Below are 16,556 nucleotides of genomic sequence, written 5' to 3'. Positions count from 1 at the left end.
CGGCCCGGGCCGTCCGCCCGCCGACGCCGCCCGCGGCGCGCGCCCGCCCGCCGCGCCGCCGCGCCCGCCCGCACCGGGCGCCAAGAAGAACATCGGGTACCTGTAGCGCCGAAGGACGTCGCGTGAACTATCTCGAGTACTACGAGCTGTCGCAGGAGCCGTTCTCGAACGCGCCGGTCTCGCGCTTCTACTACTCGTCCGCCCAGCACGCGCAGGCGCTCCTGCGGCTCACGCACGCCGTCTCCGGGATGAAGGGGCTCGCCGTGCTCGTGGGCGACATCGGCGCGGGCAAGACCACGCTCGCGCGGCGGATGCTCGACGCGCTGCCGGAGGAGGAGTACGAGGCGGCGCTCCTCGTCATCATCCACTCGGGCATCACGGCGAGCTGGCTGCTCAAGCGGATCGCGCTCCAGCTCGGGGTCGAGAGCCCCGCGGACGAGAAGCTCGCGCTCCTCTCCCAGCTCTACCAGCGGCTCGTCCGGATCTACGAGCAGGGCAAGAAGGCCGTCGTCCTCATCGACGAGGCCCAGATGCTCGCCACGCGCGAGATCATGGAGGAGTTCCGCGGGCTGCTGAACCTCGAGGTCCCCGAGCGCAAGCTCCTCTCGTTCGTGTTCTTCGGGCTGCCGGAGATCGAGCAGAACCTGAAGCTCGATCCGCCGCTCGCGCAGCGCGTCGCGCTCAAGTACCGGCTCGAGCCGCTGTCGGGCGAGGCGACCGACGCGTACGTCCGGCACCGGCTGCGGCTCGCCGGGGCCCCGCGCGTGCCGTTCTCCGCGGGCGCCCTCGCGCGCATCCACGCCTACACGCGCGGCACCCCGCGCCTCATCAACACCCTGTGCGACAACGCCCTCTTCGAGGGCTTCGTGGCCCGCGCGCGAGAGCTCGACGAGCGGTTCGTCGACCGCGTCGCCCGCGACCTCGGCATCGAGGCCCCCGCGGCGGACGCCGGTCCGGTGGAACGCCCGGCGCGGCTCGACCTCGCCGAGATCGATCGCTACCTCGAGTCGCTCGAGTAGCGGCCGCGCGCTTGGTCCTGCGCGGATCGCGGTGGAGAATCGAGGCAGGTGAAGAAGCGCACCGTCGCCCTGGCGTTCCTCGCGCTCATCGTGGCCCTGGTGGGCGGCACGATCGCGGGGCTGCGCACGCGCTGGGCGGCGGATCGCATCTGCGCGCTCGCCGCCGAGCGCGTGGAGCGCACGACCGGCCTCGAGCTCGCCGTCGCGGCGTGCCGGATCCGGCCGCTCGCGCTGGAGCTCGAGGCGGAGGGCATCCGGCTCGGGCCGGCCTCGGCGCCGCTCTTCACCGCCGACGCGCTCGCCGCCCGGCTCGCGCCGATCCAGGCGCTGGGGCGCCAGCTCCACCTCGCCGAGCTGCGCCTCGTGCGTCCGCGGGTCGTGGTCCCCCCGCGCTCGCCGCGCAGCGGGGCGGGCGCCGCCGACGCCTGCCCGCCCCCGCTCCTCGCGCGCTTCGAGGTCCGGCACCTGGACGTCGAGGCGGGGGCGATAGACGTGGCGCTCGCGGGGGGCCGCCGCCTCGTCGTGGACCGCATCGACGTCCGGTCGCGCCCGCCCGCGCGCTCGCTCCGGGCGTTCGGCGCGGCGCACCGGCGCGCGCGCGTGGAGATCTCCGCGGGGCCGGCGCGCCTCACGGGGCCGGGGCGCGCCTTCGACGCCTCGTCCGTCTCCGCCGACGTGGAGGTGGCGCTCGATCTCTCGCGCCTGGTGGTGAACGGGGCGGAGGCCGACATCGGCGGGGTGCGCCTCTCCGCGCGCGGCGAGGTCCGCGACCTGTGCGACCCGTCGTTCGAGCTCACCGCGACCGCTCACGGCGGCGTCGCCGACGCGCTCGCGCTCGCGGGCGTGAACGCGGACGCGGAGGGGAGCGCCGAGGTCGTCGCGAGCGTGCGCGGCCCCGCGAGCGCGCCGGAGGTGTCCGCGACCGTCGCCTGGACGGGGGTCCGGATCGGCGCGCAGCGCGCCGGCGCCGGCCAGGCGGCGCTGCGGCTCGCCGGCGAGGACGTCGTGTTCGACCGGATCGAGGTCCCGCTCGCCGAGGGCAGCGCCCTCGCGCGCGGCACGCTCCGCCTCGCGCGCGGCGCGCCGATCGCGGCGGAGGTCGAGCTGCGCGGGGCCGAGCTCGCGGAGGTGCTCGATCGGCTCGGCGTCCGCGATCCCTGGGTGAGCCTCAAGCTCGACGGCCGGGCGGCGGTGTCCGGCACCCTGTGGCCGCCGGCGCTCGGCGGCGAGCTCGGGGTCGACGTGCGCGACCTGCGCGCGCTCACGCGCCCGTACCGCCAGGCGAAGGGCGACCCCGGCGTCGTGGCGTTCGCGGCGGGGCGGCTCGAGTCCAAGGTCCGCGTGGATCGGGAGGGGCTGTTCTTCGACGCGGGCCGGCTCTCGGTCGGACGCGGCACGGTCAGCGCCGACGCGGCGGTCCACTTCTCGGAGGCGCGCGGCTTCTCGGTCCACGCGCGCGGCGAGGCGGACCTCGACGCGCTCGGGCGCGTGGCAGACGTCCCCTGGGCCGGGCTCGCCCGCGTGGACGCGACGATCGAAGCGGCGCCGTACGGCAACCCGCACGTGGTCGGCCGCACCCGCATCGAGCGCTTCCGCTTCCTCGACGTCGATCTCGGGAACGTCTCGTCGGACTTCCGCTACGACGACTTCCTCCTGCGCTTCTCGGGCGCCGAGGGGGCGCGGAACGTGTCGCGCTGGAAGGGCGAGGGCGTCGTGGACCTCGACCGCACTCCGGCGCACGTCGTCTCCTCGCGGTTCGAGGCGAAGGGACGGATCCGCGACCTGCTCGACGCCGTGCGCGACTGGCTCCCGCGGTCGCGCTGGATGCGCGAAGTCGTGGACGGCGACGTGGAGGTGTCCGGCACCGCGACCGGCCCCGCGGACGCGGTGGACGCCGAGTTCGAGGCCCGCTTCGGCGCCGGGACGATCTACGGCCGCCGCTACGACTCCGGGCGGGCGGAGGGCCGCATCCACAAGGGCGTCGAGACGCGCCTCGATCGCGCGGAGCTGCGCCGCGGCACCGGGGTCGCGCGCGCCACCGGCACGTGGAGCGCCCTGCCGCCGTTCCCCTGGGACGTCGACGTCTCCTTCTCAGGCGTGCCGATCGCGTCGCTCGGGCTGCCGGGCGGCACGTGGTCCGGCACCGTCGCCGGGACCGCGACGCTGGAGGGCTCCGTGGACCGGCCGCGCGTGCGCTTCGCGGCGAACGGCGACGCGGTGCACGCGGAGGGGTTCGGCCTGGGGACGGTGCAGGTGGGCGGCACGCTCGAGGGCGAGCGGCTCGTCGTGACGGGCGGCGCCGAGGGCGTCTCGTTCGAGGGAGAGTCGACGCTCTCGGGACGCATGCCGTTCCGTGCGCGCGCGCGGCTCGCGATGCACGACGTGACGCGGCTGCTCCCCGACGGCGCGCCGGCGGGCTTCCGCGCCCGCGTCGCGGGGGAGGGGACCGCGGAGGGCGAGCTCGCGGACCTGTCGCTCGCGCGCGCGCGCGTGCGGCTCGACGAGGTCCAGGCCGGGTACGCGGACTTCCGCGTGCAGTCGGCCGGCCCGGCGGTGCTGGACCTCGACCGCGGCCGGGTCGAGGTGCAGGGGCTCGTCCTGCGCGGGACGAACACCGAGCTCGCGCTCTCCGGCGCGCGCGCGGCCTCGGGTCAGCTCGACGTCTCCGCGCGCGGCAACCTCGATCTGCGCCTCCTCGGCGGGCTCACGCCCGCGCTGCGCCGTCCGGCGGGGCGGCTGACGCTCGAGGCGCACGTGGCCGGCACCGCCGAGGAGCCGGTCCTGGTCGGCGCCGGACGCGTCGAGGACGCCGGGTTCGAGCTGCGCGAGATGACGCTCGCCTTCTCGGGCCTGCGCGGCGATCTCGCCTTCTCGCAGAACCGCATCCTGTTCGACGGGCTCGAGGCCGCGGTGAACGGCGGCCGCGCCCGGCTCGAGGGTGAGGTGCAGCTCTCGTCCTTCCGCCCGTCACGCCTCCGGGTCGAGGCGAAGCTCGACGAGATCCCGCTCGCCGTCCCGGCGTACCTCCCGGTCACCCTCTCCGGCCGGCTGGAGGCGACGGGCTCCCCGGACGCGACCACGCTCACCGGGCGCGTCCACGTCCTGCGCGCGCGCTACACCGCCGACGTCGACCTCGAGCGAAGCCTGCTCGAGGTGCGCCGGCGCGCGGTCGCGCCGCCCCGCGCCTACGATCGCGCGGGCGAGTGGCTCCGGTTCGACGTGCAGGTCGCGGTCGACGGCGACGCGCGGATCGACAACGATCTCGTGCGTGGCGCCCTCTCCGGCGAGCTGACCCTCACCGGCTCCCTCGCGGCCCCCGGCCTCGTCGGCACGCTCTCGATGGCCGAGGGGAGCCGCGCGATGTTCCGCGGCAACGAGTTCCAGCTCACGCACGCCATCCTGGAGCTCACCGACCGGAACCGGGTCGCGCTCGCGCTCGACGTGCACGGTGAGTCGCAGGTGCGGGACTACCAGGTCTTCATGCACGTCTTCGGGCCGATGAGCGACCCGCAGATCACGCTCACGAGCGCGCCCGCGCTCGCGCAGCCGGACATCATCACGCTCCTCTCGCTCGGGTTCACCCGGCGCGACGCGGCGGCGGGCGCCGGCGTGGGCGGCGTCGCCACCGCGGCGGCGGCGCAGGCGCTCTTCTCGGCGTCCGGGCTGGACGAGCAGGTGAAGCGCTTCCTGCCGCGCACCGGCGTCATGCGCGATCTGTCGGTCCGGATCACGAGCGCGTACTCGGAGGGGAGCGGCCAGGTCGAGCCGCGCGCGGAGTTCGAGTCGTGGTTCCTGCGCGACAAGCTGCGGCTCCGCTACCAGGCGCCGCTCGCCGGCGCGCGGGGGCAGAAGGCGCAGGCGGAGCTCCGGCTCGGCGATCACACCGCGGTGCAGTACCAGTGGGACAACGACAACCCCGACGTGGCAACCGGCGATCACGGGGTGGACCTGAAGCTGCGCTGGGAATGGACGGATCAGAAGTGACGGTCCGCGTCGATCCCTGCTCGCTGCGCCGCCTCGCGTGCCTGCTCGCGGCCGTGCTCGCCTGCGCGGCGCTCCCCGCCGCGGCCGCGCCCCCTCCAGCGCCGGCGGACGTGTCCTCGCCGCCGCGCGTGGTCGGCGTCGAGCTGCGGGTGCCCGAGACGGAGGACCGCGTCGCGCTCGCCGCGTTCGTGGACGTGCGGCCGGGGGAGGCGCTCTCCACTCGCGCGCTGCGCCGCACCGTGCAGCGCCTCTACCAGACCGGCCGGTTCCGCGACGTGGTGATCCGCGCCACCCCGGCGGCGCCGCCACCGAACCAGCACGGCGAGTGGGTGTCGCTGGTCATCGAGGCCCTCCCGGTCCGGATGCTCGCGACACTCGAGGTGCGGATCGAGGGGCCCGCGGTGCTCGACGCCGCCGGCGTGCGCGCCGCGGCGCGGCTCCCCACCGGCGAGCCGTTCGACGCCTCCGACCTCGACGCGGCCGCCGCGCGGGTCCGAACCCTGCTCGCGCGCCGCGGGTACCCCGAGGCGGCGGTGGAGGCGAGCGCGCTCCGCGACGACGCGGCGCTGCTCCGCGTCGCGGCGGGGGAGCCCGTGCGGATCCGCTCGGTGCGGCTCTCGGGGTCCGGCGAGGCGCCGCGCCTCACCTCCGCGCTCCGCTCGCGCGCCGGGGCGGTGCTGGATCGGGACGTCCTCGAAGCGGACGTCCGCGCCGCGCGCGCCTCCCTGTACGAGGGCGGATACCGGCGCGCTCGCGTCGGCACCCCCGTCGTGCGGGTCGAGGGTCGGCTCGCGGACGTGGAGCTCCCGGTCGACGCCGGGCCCAGGCTCGCCTTCGTCTTCCGCGGCAACCAGGAGATCGCCTCGCAGGTGCTCGCGAGGCAGCTCGCGTTCGAGGACGGCCAGCCGGTGGACGCGCCGGCCATCGCCGCCGCGGCCGACCGCATCCGGGCGTTCTACCGCCAGCGCGGGTTCGCGGGCGCGCGGGTCGAGCCGGAGGAGACCCGCCACGGTCGCCTCGCCGCGGTGGTCTTCCACGTCGAGGAGGGGCGCCGCTACCGGCTCCGGGAGGTCCGGCTCGACGGGGTGGAGCAGCGCGACGCCGCCACGCTGCGCGCGCAGCTCGCCGCGATCCTCGACGAGGAGGGCGGCAAGCGAGACGAGACGGAGGCCGACCGCGGGCGCGCGCTGCTCGTGTCGATCCCGGGCGTGCGGCCGCCGCGCGCCCCGCCCGCCGCGCTCGCGCCGAGCGAGGTGTGGGACGAGGCGTCCTGGGCGCGCGCCGCCGAGCGGATCGTGGACGACTACCGCGCCGACGGGTGGCTCGAGGCGGTCTACCTCGGCGCCTCCGTGTCGCTCGACGCCCGCGAGCGCGTGGCGGACGTGACGGTCCGGCTGCGCGAGGGCCCGCGCACGCACGTCGAGGCGATCTCGTTCGAGGGGAACCGGATCGTGTCGCTCGCCGAGCTCGCGCGCGAATCGCGCCTCGCGCCCGGCGATCCGCTCGTCTTCGAGCGGATCGAGGAGACGCGCGCCGCGATCCTCCGCCGCTACCTCGCGCGCGGTCACCTCTACGCCCGGCTCGACGCGCGCGAGGAGCTCGACCCCGAGCGTCACACGGTGGCGATCCGCTTCGTGGTGGACGAGGGGCCGCAGGTGCGCATCGGGCGCGTGCTGCTCTCGGGGAACCGGCGCACCCGCGACGACGTGGTCCGCGGCGCGCTCGCGTTCGCGGAGGGCGACGTCTACGACCCGGAGCGGATCGCGAAGAGCCAGGCGGCGCTCCTGCGGCTCGGCGTGTTCCGCTCGGTGTCCATCCGCGTGCAGGAGCCGGAGGCGCCGCACGCGACGAAGGACCTCGCCGTCGAGCTCGCCGAGCGGCCGTGGGCGACGCTGTCGCAGGGCGTCGGGTTCTCCATCGCGGACGGGCCGCGCGCGTTCGTGGAGTACGGCGAGCCGAACATCCTCGGCCGCGCGCTCGAGCTGGGCGCGCGCGCGAAGGTGAACTACCCGCTCGAGACGCCCTGGGTCGAGCGGCCGGACCTCGCGGGCAAGGCGCCCTCGGATCGCGTGGAGGGGCGGGCGGAGGTCGGGCTGCGCACCCCGACCCTCGCCTTCCTGCCCATCCCCGCGAGCGTCCGCACGAACGTCATCGGCGAGATGCTGCACCGCAAGGCCTACGCGCTCCGCCGCGCCTCGGCGATCGCCGGCGTGGACGCGGGGCTCACCTCCCGGCTGTCGGCCTCGCTCCAGTACGAGATCGAGGTGGACCGCATCGACCGCACGAACGCGGTCGGCTACCTCACCCAGGCGGACCTCGAGCGGCTGCGGTTCGACGAGGGGATCACCACGCTCCACGCGCTCCGGCCGTCGATCTCGATCGACGACCGCGACAACTCCGCCCACCCGCACTCCGGCTGGGCGGCCTCCGGCGCGCTCGAGTACGCCCGCTCGCTCGGCGCCGAGCGCGAGGGCCCGGACGACCGCGCCCTCTTCGGCCTGCTCCCCGCGAGCGGGATCCACACGAACATGCTGAAGCTCTCGGCGTCGTCGTCCGGCTACCTGCCGGTGGGGCGCGGCAGCGTGGTCGCGCTCTCCCTGCGCGGCGGCCGCGTGTTCCCGCTCGACCGCCGCTCGCAGACCATCATCCCGCGCCGCTTCTTCCTCGGCGGCGCGTCGTCGATGCGCGGCTACGGCGAGGAGGAGATGATCCCCGAGGACGTCCGCAGCGACCTCTCCGCCGAGGCGCGCCACTGCGCGACGAGCCCGACGAAGGTGGGCTGCACGGACCGCGGCAGCCGCATCGCCGCCGGTGACCGGCCGGTGTCCGAGGGCGGCGAGGCCTTCCTGCTCGCCAAGACCGAGCTGCGCATCCCCCTGCGCCGGAGCCTCGAGGCGGGCCTCTTCTTCGACCTCGGCAACCTGTGGCTCGACCCGATGCGCTACCGGCTCGTGGACCTGCGCGCCAACGCCGGCGTGGGCCTGCGGTTCGTGACGCCCATCGGCCCCGCCGCGCTCGACCTCGGGTTCAACCTCGACCCCGACCGCGCCGTGAACGAGCGGATCTTCGCCCCGCACTTCACGATCGGGTTGTTCTGAGCTGCCCGGCCGCCTCGGCGCTGCGCGAGCTCGCCGAAGGACGGAGCGCCTTCGGGGTGAGGCTCCGCGCGAAGCGCGGGGAGGGGCGAAGCCCCTCCCGGCGGGGAGCCGTCGCGCGCCGCCGAATTCGGGCGCGACGGCTCACGGGCCCCGCCGAGCAGGGGCGGGGGCGCACCCCCCGCGTGATCTCGGGTCAGCGCGGAAACCGCGCCATCACCTCGTCGAACGTCTCGAACACGTCGTGCCGGATCCCGCGCTCCGCGCAGTAGCGCACGAGGCTGGACCCGGCGCGGGCGAAGACGTGATCGGCGGCGTCGGCCGCGTGGCGGTCGCCGGTGCCGTCGCCGCAGAGGACGACCTTGTTGCCCGCGCGCTGCAGCTCGCGGACGACGTCGCCCTTGCAGAACCCGCAGAAGCCGCAGTCCGCGCCGTGGAACTGGACCGAGAGCCCCGCGGGCGAGAGCTCGGCGCGGTTGGCGCGGACCTCCACGTGCGCGCGCAGCGCGGGCGGGAGCCGCTCGAGCACCGGCTCGATGTAGGCGTCGAGGCCCGAGGAGACGACGAGGAAGGGCCGGCCGCTCGCCCGGCAGGCCTCGACGAGGGCCTCGAAGCCGGGCCGCAGCACCGCCCGCTCGCGCGCGAACGCGGCGATCTCGCCGCGGGAGGCCGTGATCGGCGCGAACACCTTCGCGAGCAGCACGCTGAAGGGGAACTCGCCGCGCTGGTAGTCCGCCGCGGCGGCGCGGTAGTTGGCCTCCCCCGCGAACCGGTAGGCGACGAGATCGCCGAGGTCCTCGGTCAGGGCGGTGCCGTCGAAGTCGCAGACGATGGCCCAGGGCGCTCGCATCGGGGCCGACGTTCTACTCCGGCCGCACGGCGATTGCCATCACCCCGAACCCGGAGAGCACCGGCCACGCGCGCGCCTCGGCGAACCCGGCGCGCGCGAGGAGCGCCGGGAGGCTCGCCTCGTCGTAGCGGCGGTGGAGCCGGGACATGCTGCGCCAGAGCGCCATCGCGAGGCCGTTGCGGGGGCTCGCCCGCAGCGCCTCGCGGAGCCGGGCGCGCCCGTCCCGCGGCTCGAGGAACGCGATGTGGCCGCCGGGCCGCACCGCGCGGCGCACCTCCCGGAGCGCCGCGGCCGGATCGTCGAGGAGGTAGAGGAAGCTGTGGCCGGTGGCGGCGTCGAAGGCGCCGTCGCGGACGGGGAGGGCGAGGGCGTCGCCGCGGACGAGCGGCAGCGCCACCCGCGCCGCGCGGGCGTGGCGCGCGGCGCGCCGCAGCATCGGCGCGGAGGTGTCGAGCCCCACGTGCCGGCGCGCGGGATCGGCGCGCGCCATCTCGAGCGCGCTGGTGCCGGGCCCGACGCCGAGGTCGAGGACGCGCGGCCCGCCGACGAGCTCGGCCATCGCGCGGCAGTCGCGGCGCCACGCCTCCTGGTCGGTGAGGAGCTCGTAGATCGCCGCGGCGCGCCCGAACGCGAACGCCGCGTAGACGCGGCCGGCGCGGGCGCGCAGGCGGCTCATGCCGGGCCGACGCGGTCGTGGAGGAGGCCCCAGCGGACCCCGCGGTCCGAGACCGTCAGCCGCTCGAACCCCGCCGCGCGCATCGCCTCGACCACGATGACCGCGCCGGCGAGGATCACGTCGGCCCGCTTCGGCTCCATCCCGGGCAGCGCCGCCCGCGCGCGCACCGTCAGCGCGGCGAGCCGGGCGAGGAGCGCGTCGGCCGCGGCGAGGGTGAGGGTGGCGCCGTGCACGCGCTCCGCGTCGTAGGCGGGCAGCGCCTGCTCGACGGCGGCGAGGGTCGTGACGGTGCCGGCCACGCCGACGAGGCGCGCCGGCCCGAGCCCCGCGATCATCTCCCGGAGGGGGCCGAGCGCCTCCCGCGCCGCGTCCCGCAGCACGGCGAGCTCCGCGCTCGACGGCGGGTCGCCCCGCACGTGCCGCTCCGTGAGCCGCACCGCGCCGACCTGCAGGCTCGTGCGCGCGCGCGGGGCGGGACCTTCGCCCACCGTGAATTCGGTCGACCCGCCGCCCACGTCGAGCACGGCGAGCGGGCCCGCGCCGCCGAAGTCGCGCCACGCGCTCGCGTAGACGAGCCGCGCCTCCTCGTCGCCCGAGATCACCTCCGGCACGAGCCCCGCCGCCGCGCGCGCCGCCGCGAAGAACTCCGCCCCGTTGGACGCGTCGCGCGCCGCGCTCGTCGCCACGCAGGCGACGATCTCGGCGCCGAGCGCGCGGGCCTCGGCGGCGTAGGCGGCGAGCGCCGCGACCGTCTCGCGGATGCCTGCCGCGTCGAGCCGCCCGCTCGCGTCCACGCCGCGCCCGAGCCGCGTGATCTCCGCGCGCTCGACGACCGGCGCGAGCGTCGCGCCGCGCCGCTCGGCCACGGTGAGGAGCACCGTGTTCGTCCCGACGTCGATCGCCGCGAACCGCTCGGTCAAGGCGTCCCCCCTGGACGACGGCTCGCGCCTCCGCGGTCGTCCCCGCGGGCTTGCGGGGCCGGGCTACTCGGCGAGCGGGCCCCAGGCCGGCGCGGAGAGCTCCCCGCCGCCGCCGGCGGAGATCACGGTCTGCTTCTCGCCGCGCGCGTCGGACACGACGAGCTGGAACCCGGCGCCGGCGCGATCGGTCTTGATCGCCAGCAGCCGCCCGTTGGGCGCCCAGGTCGGCTCCTCGTTCGTGCGCCCCTGGTCCTGCGTCACGCGCTGGATCTTGCCGTTGTCGGGCGAGACGACGAACACGTCGAACACCTTGCGCTCGTCGCGCGCGGTGAACGCGATGGCGTCACCGCGCGGGCTCCAGGCCGGCGTCTGGTTGTAGTTTCCCTGGAAGGTGAGCCGCTTCGGGCTCGAGCCGTCCGCGCCCATCAGGTAGATCTGCGGCGTGCCGCTCCGGTCGGAGACGAACGCGAGCCGCTTGCCGTCCGGGGACCAGGAGGGCGAGAGGTCGAGGGCGGCCTCGCGCGTGAGCCGCCGCGCGCCGGAGCCGTCCGCGTTCATCACCCACACGTCGCTGTTCGCGCGATCCGTGATGGTGAAGGCGATCTGCCTGCCGTCCGGCGAGTAGACCCCGCCGTAGGCGTTCGGGATGGCGGCGAGGCGCCGGAAGCCCTTGTCGGCGAGCGTGTAGAGCCACAGCTCGGGGCGGCCGTTGCGGTAGCTCGTGAGGAGCACCGCGCCGCCGTCCGGGCGCCACGCGGGCGCGAGGAGGATGGTGCGCTCGGAGAGGAGGACGCGCGGGTTCTTGCCGTCCGCGTCGAGCATCACGAGCTCGTAGGCCCCGCGGATCTTGCGGATCGCCACGAGCTTCGTCGAGAAGACCCCCGGCTCGCGCGTGTAGTAGCGGACGATCTCGTCGGAGATGCGGTGGGCGAGCCCGCGCGGATCGGACGCCTGCGCGCTGACGCGCTTCACCAGCACCTCGCGCCCGGCGCGCACCTCGTACAGGTGGAGCTCGCCCTCGAGCGTGCCCGCCACCTGACGCATGCGCGCCTTCACGAGCCCCTCCGCGCCGACGTCCGTCCAGCGCGCGAAGCGGATCGTCGGGGCGGCCCAGCCCTCCGAGGGATCGGCGAGGAAGCCGCGCGGGTCGAGCACGTCGAAGAGGCCGGAGAGGGTGAGGTCGCCCCGGACCACCTCCGTCACCTCGCCGGCGCGGGCGTCGCCGCCCTCGCCCTGGAACTGCGCCACGGCGATGGGGAGCGGCTGGAAGTTGGGCGAGCCGATGGTGAGGGTCGGGCGCTCCTGGGCGAGCGCGGGCAGCGCGGCCGCGAGGGCGGCGAGCGCGAGGGTGCGTGTGAGGGTCATGGGGGCAGTCATCACAAGCAGTCATCACAAGGTGAACTTCACCGGCTGGCCGGAGCGGCGATAGGACTCACGCGATGCGGCGGGGGGCGGAGGGAAGCGCGTCTTGCGGAGCGTCCGCTCGAGGGCGGCGTCGAAGGCGGAGTTGCCGGACGGCGTCTGGACCTGCCATCGGCCGATTCGTCCGTCGGGCTCGATGAAGATGACGACGATCGCGAAGAGGTGCATCCGCTCGCGCTCGGAGATCGTCGACGGCACGTCGTAGTTCGCGTGCAGCTCGCGGACGATCGACGCGAGGTACAGGTCGCCCTCCTCTCCCTCCTCGGAGTCGCCGAGGGGATCCCCGTCGGGATCGCCGTACTGCGGCTCCGCCTTCGCCGCGGACGCGCGCACCTTCGAGAGCACCGACGCGAGCGAGTTGCTGGTCGCCTTGCCCGGGTTCGGGCTCTGCGCCTTCGGCGGCGCGGGCTTCGGCTCGGCCTTCGCGATGGCGACGGAGGGGGCGGCGGGCGCCGGCGGCGCGGGGGCGGCGACCGGCGTCGGGGCGGCCTCCGCGGGCGCGGGAGGCGGCGGGGCCTCCTTGCGCGGGAGATACTCCTGCGGCTTCTTCGGGCCCATCCGGACGAGCTTCGCGACGATCGGCTTCTGCTGGAGGTCGATCGTGGGCGGCGGTACGCGCACGACCACCCAGACGATGAGCGCCGCGTGCACGGCCACGGAGAAGGTCGTCGCGGGCCAGAGCCGGTCCTTCCGGCGGAGCGCGGTCGTGACCGGGATCGCCGCCATCTACCGCCGGCCCTCCTGCCTCGCCTCGCGCACCTTGTCCGCGGCGGGGTTGGTGATCATGCCGACGTTGGTGATGCCCGCGCGCTGGACGGTGGCCATGACGTCGACGACGAAGCCGTAGGGCAGCGTCTTGTCGGCCATGAGGTAGAGCTCGCGGTCCTTCATGGCGCGGGCGTTCGCGCGCAGCTTGTCCTCGAGCGACTCGAACGGGATGCGCGCCGCGTCCTCGCTCGAGCCGAGGTACAGCGAGTGATCGGACTTGATCGAGAGGACGAGCTTCTGGTCCTCCGCCTCGACGGCCTTGGCGCGCGCCTCGGGGAGGCTCACCTCGACGCCCTGCTGGATGAGGGGCGCGGTGACCATGAAGATGATGAGGAGCACGAGCATCACGTCGACGAGCGGCGTGACGTTGATCTCGGTGAGGGTCTGGCGGCCGGAGCCGCCGCTCGACGCAGCCACGGGCGTTGGCTCCTAGCTGAAGAAGTGACGCCGGACGATGTTGAGGAAGTCGTTCGAGAAGTTCGTCATCTCGCTGTCGAGGACGCGGATCTTCGACACGAAGTAGTTGTACGCCACGACCGCGGGGATGGCCGCGAAGAGGCCCACCGCCGTGGCGATGAGCGCCTCGGAGATCGGCTTCGCGACGGTGGCGAGGTTGGCGTTCCCGGCCTGGTAGATGTCGTGGAAGGCGCGCATGATCCCCCACACCGTGCCGAACAGGCCGACGAACGGCGCCGCGCTCGCCGTGGTGCCGAGGAACGGGACCTGCGCCTCGAGGTGGGTCACCTCGGACGCGGCGGCGCGCTTCAGCGCGCGCTCGACGTTCTCGATCCCGCCGAGCTCGTCGCTCATGTTCACCTCGCCGCCGGCCTCCTTCTTCTGCGCCGTGACCTTCGAGAGCTCGACGTAGCCGGCGCGGAACACCTGGCTGATCGGGGAGGCGGAGAGGGACTCGGCCGCCTGGTAGATCGCGTCGAGGCGCTTCGACTGCCAGAAGGTCTCGAGGAACTTCACGGACTCGTCCTGCGCGCGCCGGATCTGGAGCCACTTCTTGACGATGATGGCCCAGGACACGGCGGACGCGCCGAGCAGCAGGAGGAGCACTCCGATCCCGATGGGGCCGGAGTTCTTGGCGATCTCGAAGTAGTCGAGACCGTCGCCGCCGGCGGCGGCGAGAGGGGCGGGCAGGGGCAGGATGAGGTTCGTCATGAGCACCGATAGAGTGGTCGCTTGTTTAGCACGGGCGAGCCCCGCAAGAAGGAAACGCCCCAGCGAGCGAATTCTGCCCCGTTCGTGCGCCTACATGTCGGGTCAGGGGAGTGTGAGGACCTGTCACGGCGTCGCCCCCTGGCAACCCGTCCGCGGGGGGCACGATTGCATGAAATCGCGCCCCCGCGCGTCCGCATCGCGTGGCACATCGGTTGCTCGGTCTCTCGCTCGACTGCCTCGCGCGACCTCGCCCGGAGAATGACATGAGACGCCTCGCCCTGATCCTCGCCACCGCCGTCGTCGCCTCCGGCTGCATCGTCGGCGACGACAACCACCGCACCCTCCCCCCCAGCGGAGTGGGGTCCGCGATCGTCTACTGGGACTTCCTGAGGAACACGCAGGGGGGCACCGTGCTGTACGACGACGCGACCCTCACGCACACCGGGACCGGCGCGTGCGCGCAGTCGGCGGTCGAGGTCGTCACCATCGACGCCGCCGGGCTCCCGCAGTTCGTCGTCGACTGCGTGTACCAGGGCGTGCAGGGTGCGACGCTGGACGGGCTGCCCGCCGGCTCGCCGTCCGCCCGCATCCGGGGCTGGCGCGGCAACTACGCCGTCTACGAGACCACGGTCGCGCTGCACGTGATCGCGGGCGCGGAGACGGATCAGGGCATCGTCGACCTGGACGCGGTGCGCGCGCCGATGGACCTCTTCGCGTACCTCGCGCTGGGTCCCGCGCAGGCGCCGACGGACTACCGCAGCTGCGCCGAGGCCGGGTGGCCGAACGTCTCGTACGAGGTGCGCGACTCGTACGGCACGCGCGTCGACGCGAACGTGGTGGGCTGCTCCGATCCGCTCCCGACCACGGTCTTCGCCGGTGATCTGGACCTCGACAACTACACCGTCCGGATGCAGGGCATCGCCACGCAGGGGCCGAGCAGCGGCCAGGTGGTGCTCGACTCCTGCACCGTCCCGTTCGATCACTTCGCCGCGCAGATCGGCGACGCGGGCTTCGCGCCGACGCTCGTGACGCCGCCGCCGAGCTGCCCGTAGCTCGCGCGCACGCCTTCCGCGAGGCGCGGGCCCCCGAGGCCCGCGCTTCGCATTTTTCGGGGAACGAGTAGACTCCGCGCCGTGTCACGCATCGGCATCTTCGACTCGGGGGTCGGCGGCCTCACCGTCCAGCGCGCCATCCTCGAGGCGCTCCCCTCGGTGGACACCGTGTACCTGGGCGACACCGCCCGCGTGCCCTACGGCACGAAGTCCGCCGACACGGTCACGCAGTACTCGCTCAGGAACGCCCGCGTGCTCGCCCGCCGCGGGATCGATCTGCTCGTGGTCGCCTGCAACACCGCCTCGGCCGTCGCGCTCCCCGCGCTGCGCGCGGAGCTCGCCGTCCCCGTGCTCGGGGTGGTGGAGCCCGGCGTCCGCGCCGCGATCCGCGCCTCGCGCGGCGGCCGCATCGGCGTGATCGGGACGCAGGGCACCGTCTCGAGCGGCGCGTACCAGGCGGCGCTCCGCGCGGCGCGGCCCGACGCGGAGGTCGTCGCCCGGGCCTGCCCGCTCTTCGTGCCGCTCGCGGAGGAGGGCTGGACCGATCCCGACGATCCGGTCGTGCGCGGCGTCGTCGCCCGGTACCTCGCGCCGCTCCGCGACGAGCGCGTCGACACGCTCGTCCTCGGCTGCACGCACTACCCGCTGCTCCGCGCGGCGATCGCCCGCGAGCTCCCCGAGCTCGCGCTCGTCGACAGCGCCGACGCCATCGCAGCGGAGGTCCGGGCGCGCCTCGGAGACGAGGGCGGCCGCCAGGGCGCGCACGCGTTCCTCGTCACCGACGCGCCGGAGAAGTTCCTCGCGGTGGCGGGGCGGTTCCTGGGCCGGACCGTCACGTCGGCGGAGCACGTGGATGTCTAGCGGGGACCCCGCCCCAGCCGCGGAGCTGCCGGGGCCCACCCCTGCTCGCCGGGGCGAGTACCCCGCGCGTTCGCATTCGCGGGATCGCGCGTACCCTGAGTTTTGACGCGGGTTTCCGCCCGGCCGTCGGCTTGATGGCGCGTGCGCGCGGCGGTAGTCTCGGAGCCTCGAATGGCCGGCGACGCGAAGAAGATGGTGGTTGGCTTCAACCACAACATCAAGCACAAGGGGAAGCCGTACCACATCCAGACCGAGGACTCCGGCCTCGACAACCCGCACATCATCACGCACCTGTTCGTGGGCGGGAACATCCTCGCCTCGAAGAAGACCTCCTACGCGGACATCGTCGGGGCGGACAACCTCGCCCAGGTGGTGCGCGAGCTCATGGAGGAGCAGCACAAGGAGATGCTGCGGAACCTCGTGAACGGCGTGTACGACGACATCGACGCCGTCTACAGCGCGCAGGCGCAGGCGTTCCAGCCCGGCCAGATCCAGGCGGAGCGCGCGCCCGCGGTGAAGCTCCGCGACGGCGTCGCGCTGCCGCGCCCGCCCGCTGCGCGGTCGCTCCCTCCCGAGGTGGTCGCCGCCCGCGATGCGCCCGTCCCGGCGCTCCGTGGCGCCGGCGCCGAGACGCTCTTCGGCGAGGACCTCGTCAGCGAGAAGAGCCTCGACGAGGTCATCCTCTCGTACCTCGCCGACGACCTCGGCGATCGCAAGTGATCCGGCCCCCGCAAGCTCCCCC

General features: G+C 74.8%; 13 protein-coding genes. 6 read left to right on the top strand and 7 right to left on the bottom strand.

Going from position 1 to position 16,556, the window contains the following annotated elements:
• Positions 1-122: 122 nt before the first annotated feature.
• The 3 genes from MLV88_RS15575 to MLV88_RS15565 are packed head-to-tail and all read left to right on the top strand — an operon-like array spanning position 123 to position 8,101.
• Entirely contained in the window at positions 123-1,019 is an 897-nt protein-coding gene (locus MLV88_RS15575) for an ExeA family protein (protein ID WP_242340535.1), read from the top strand.
• Positions 1,020-1,067: 48 nt separating this feature from the next.
• On the top strand, positions 1,068-5,003 hold the full coding sequence (locus MLV88_RS15570; protein ID WP_243337917.1) for a translocation/assembly module TamB domain-containing protein: 3,936 nt from the start codon (positions 1,068-1,070) through the stop codon (positions 5,001-5,003).
• Positions 4,985-8,101: a POTRA domain-containing protein gene (locus tag MLV88_RS15565; RefSeq protein ID WP_243337916.1), complete on the top strand. Its 3,117-nt coding sequence runs from the start codon at positions 4,985-4,987 to the stop codon at positions 8,099-8,101. Before MLV88_RS15570 ends, MLV88_RS15565 begins: the two co-directional genes overlap by 19 nt.
• 193 nt (positions 8,102-8,294) lie before the next feature.
• On the opposite strand, the gene MLV88_RS15560 is transcribed toward MLV88_RS15565, so the two are convergent.
• From MLV88_RS15560 to tolQ, 7 genes are all read right to left on the bottom strand, one after another.
• Positions 8,295-8,948 carry an MtnX-like HAD-IB family phosphatase gene (locus MLV88_RS15560; RefSeq protein ID WP_242340538.1) on the bottom strand — a complete coding sequence of 218 codons (654 nt, stop codon included), beginning with the start codon at positions 8,946-8,948 and terminating at the stop codon, positions 8,295-8,297.
• A gap of 13 nt (positions 8,949-8,961) precedes the next feature.
• The gene (locus tag MLV88_RS15555) at positions 8,962-9,624 is read right to left on the bottom strand and encodes a class I SAM-dependent methyltransferase (protein WP_242360645.1); all 663 of its coding nucleotides are present in this window, start codon (positions 9,622-9,624) and stop codon (positions 8,962-8,964) included.
• Positions 9,621-10,544, bottom strand: a complete 924-nt coding sequence (locus tag MLV88_RS15550) for a Ppx/GppA phosphatase family protein (RefSeq protein ID WP_242360644.1) — start codon at positions 10,542-10,544, stop codon at positions 9,621-9,623. Before MLV88_RS15550 ends, MLV88_RS15555 begins: the two co-directional genes overlap by 4 nt.
• A 63-nt stretch (positions 10,545-10,607) precedes the next feature.
• Complete coding sequence (locus tag MLV88_RS15545) at positions 10,608-11,909, bottom strand: DPP IV N-terminal domain-containing protein (RefSeq protein WP_242360643.1); 1,302 nt, start codon at positions 11,907-11,909, stop codon at positions 10,608-10,610.
• 24 nt (positions 11,910-11,933) lie between these two features.
• Positions 11,934-12,692, bottom strand: a complete 759-nt coding sequence (locus MLV88_RS15540; RefSeq protein ID WP_242340542.1) for an energy transducer TonB — start codon at positions 12,690-12,692, stop codon at positions 11,934-11,936.
• Positions 12,693-13,151: a protein TolR gene (gene tolR / locus MLV88_RS15535; RefSeq protein ID WP_242340543.1), complete on the bottom strand. Its 459-nt coding sequence runs from the start codon at positions 13,149-13,151 to the stop codon at positions 12,693-12,695.
• A gap of 12 nt (positions 13,152-13,163) precedes the next feature.
• Positions 13,164-13,901: a protein TolQ gene (tolQ, locus tag MLV88_RS15530; protein ID WP_242340544.1), complete on the bottom strand. Its 738-nt coding sequence runs from the start codon at positions 13,899-13,901 to the stop codon at positions 13,164-13,166.
• 263 nt (positions 13,902-14,164) lie between these two features.
• On the opposite strand from tolQ, the gene MLV88_RS15525 reads away from it, so the two are divergent.
• The 3 genes from MLV88_RS15525 to MLV88_RS15515 all read left to right on the top strand — a co-directional run bounded on the left by MLV88_RS15525 (position 14,165) and on the right by MLV88_RS15515 (position 16,534).
• A complete protein-coding gene (locus tag MLV88_RS15525) occupies positions 14,165-14,953 on the top strand; it encodes a hypothetical protein (protein ID WP_242340545.1) in 789 nt (262 codons plus the stop codon).
• 81 nt (positions 14,954-15,034) lie between these two features.
• Entirely contained in the window at positions 15,035-15,814 is a 780-nt protein-coding gene (gene murI / locus MLV88_RS15520) for a glutamate racemase (RefSeq protein ID WP_242340546.1), read from the top strand.
• Positions 15,815-15,985: 171 nt separating this feature from the next.
• Positions 15,986-16,534, top strand: coding sequence for a hypothetical protein (locus MLV88_RS15515; RefSeq protein WP_242360641.1), 549 nt, complete (start codon positions 15,986-15,988; stop codon positions 16,532-16,534).
• The last annotated feature ends 22 nt before the right edge of the window (positions 16,535-16,556 follow it).

Source organism: Anaeromyxobacter soli, from assembly GCF_022808855.1.
In the GTDB taxonomy this organism is placed as follows: domain Bacteria; phylum Myxococcota; class Myxococcia; order Myxococcales; family Anaeromyxobacteraceae; genus Anaeromyxobacter; species Anaeromyxobacter soli.
This window is presented reverse-complemented; position numbering and strand designations above follow the sequence as displayed.

What these genes read in the sequence shown, in the direction of transcription:
- MLV88_RS15525 (WP_242340545.1), top strand. Translation starts at nt 14,165, where the DNA reads ATGAGACGCCTCGCCCTGATCCTCGCCACCGCCGTCGTCGCCTCCGGC.
- tolQ (WP_242340544.1), bottom strand. Translation starts at nt 13,901, where the DNA reads ATGACGAACCTCATCCTGCCCCTGCCCGCCCCTCTCGCCGCCGCCGGC.
- MLV88_RS15515 (WP_242360641.1), top strand. Translation starts at nt 15,986, where the DNA reads ATGGCCGGCGACGCGAAGAAGATGGTGGTTGGCTTCAACCACAACATC.
- MLV88_RS15545 (WP_242360643.1), bottom strand. Translation starts at nt 11,909, where the DNA reads ATGACCCTCACACGCACCCTCGCGCTCGCCGCCCTCGCGGCCGCGCTG.
- MLV88_RS15555 (WP_242360645.1), bottom strand. Translation starts at nt 9,624, where the DNA reads ATGAGCCGCCTGCGCGCCCGCGCCGGCCGCGTCTACGCGGCGTTCGCG.
- MLV88_RS15565 (WP_243337916.1), top strand. Translation starts at nt 4,985, where the DNA reads ATGGACGGATCAGAAGTGACGGTCCGCGTCGATCCCTGCTCGCTGCGC.
- MLV88_RS15560 (WP_242340538.1), bottom strand. Translation starts at nt 8,948, where the DNA reads ATGCGAGCGCCCTGGGCCATCGTCTGCGACTTCGACGGCACCGCCCTG.
- MLV88_RS15540 (WP_242340542.1), bottom strand. Translation starts at nt 12,692, where the DNA reads ATGGCGGCGATCCCGGTCACGACCGCGCTCCGCCGGAAGGACCGGCTC.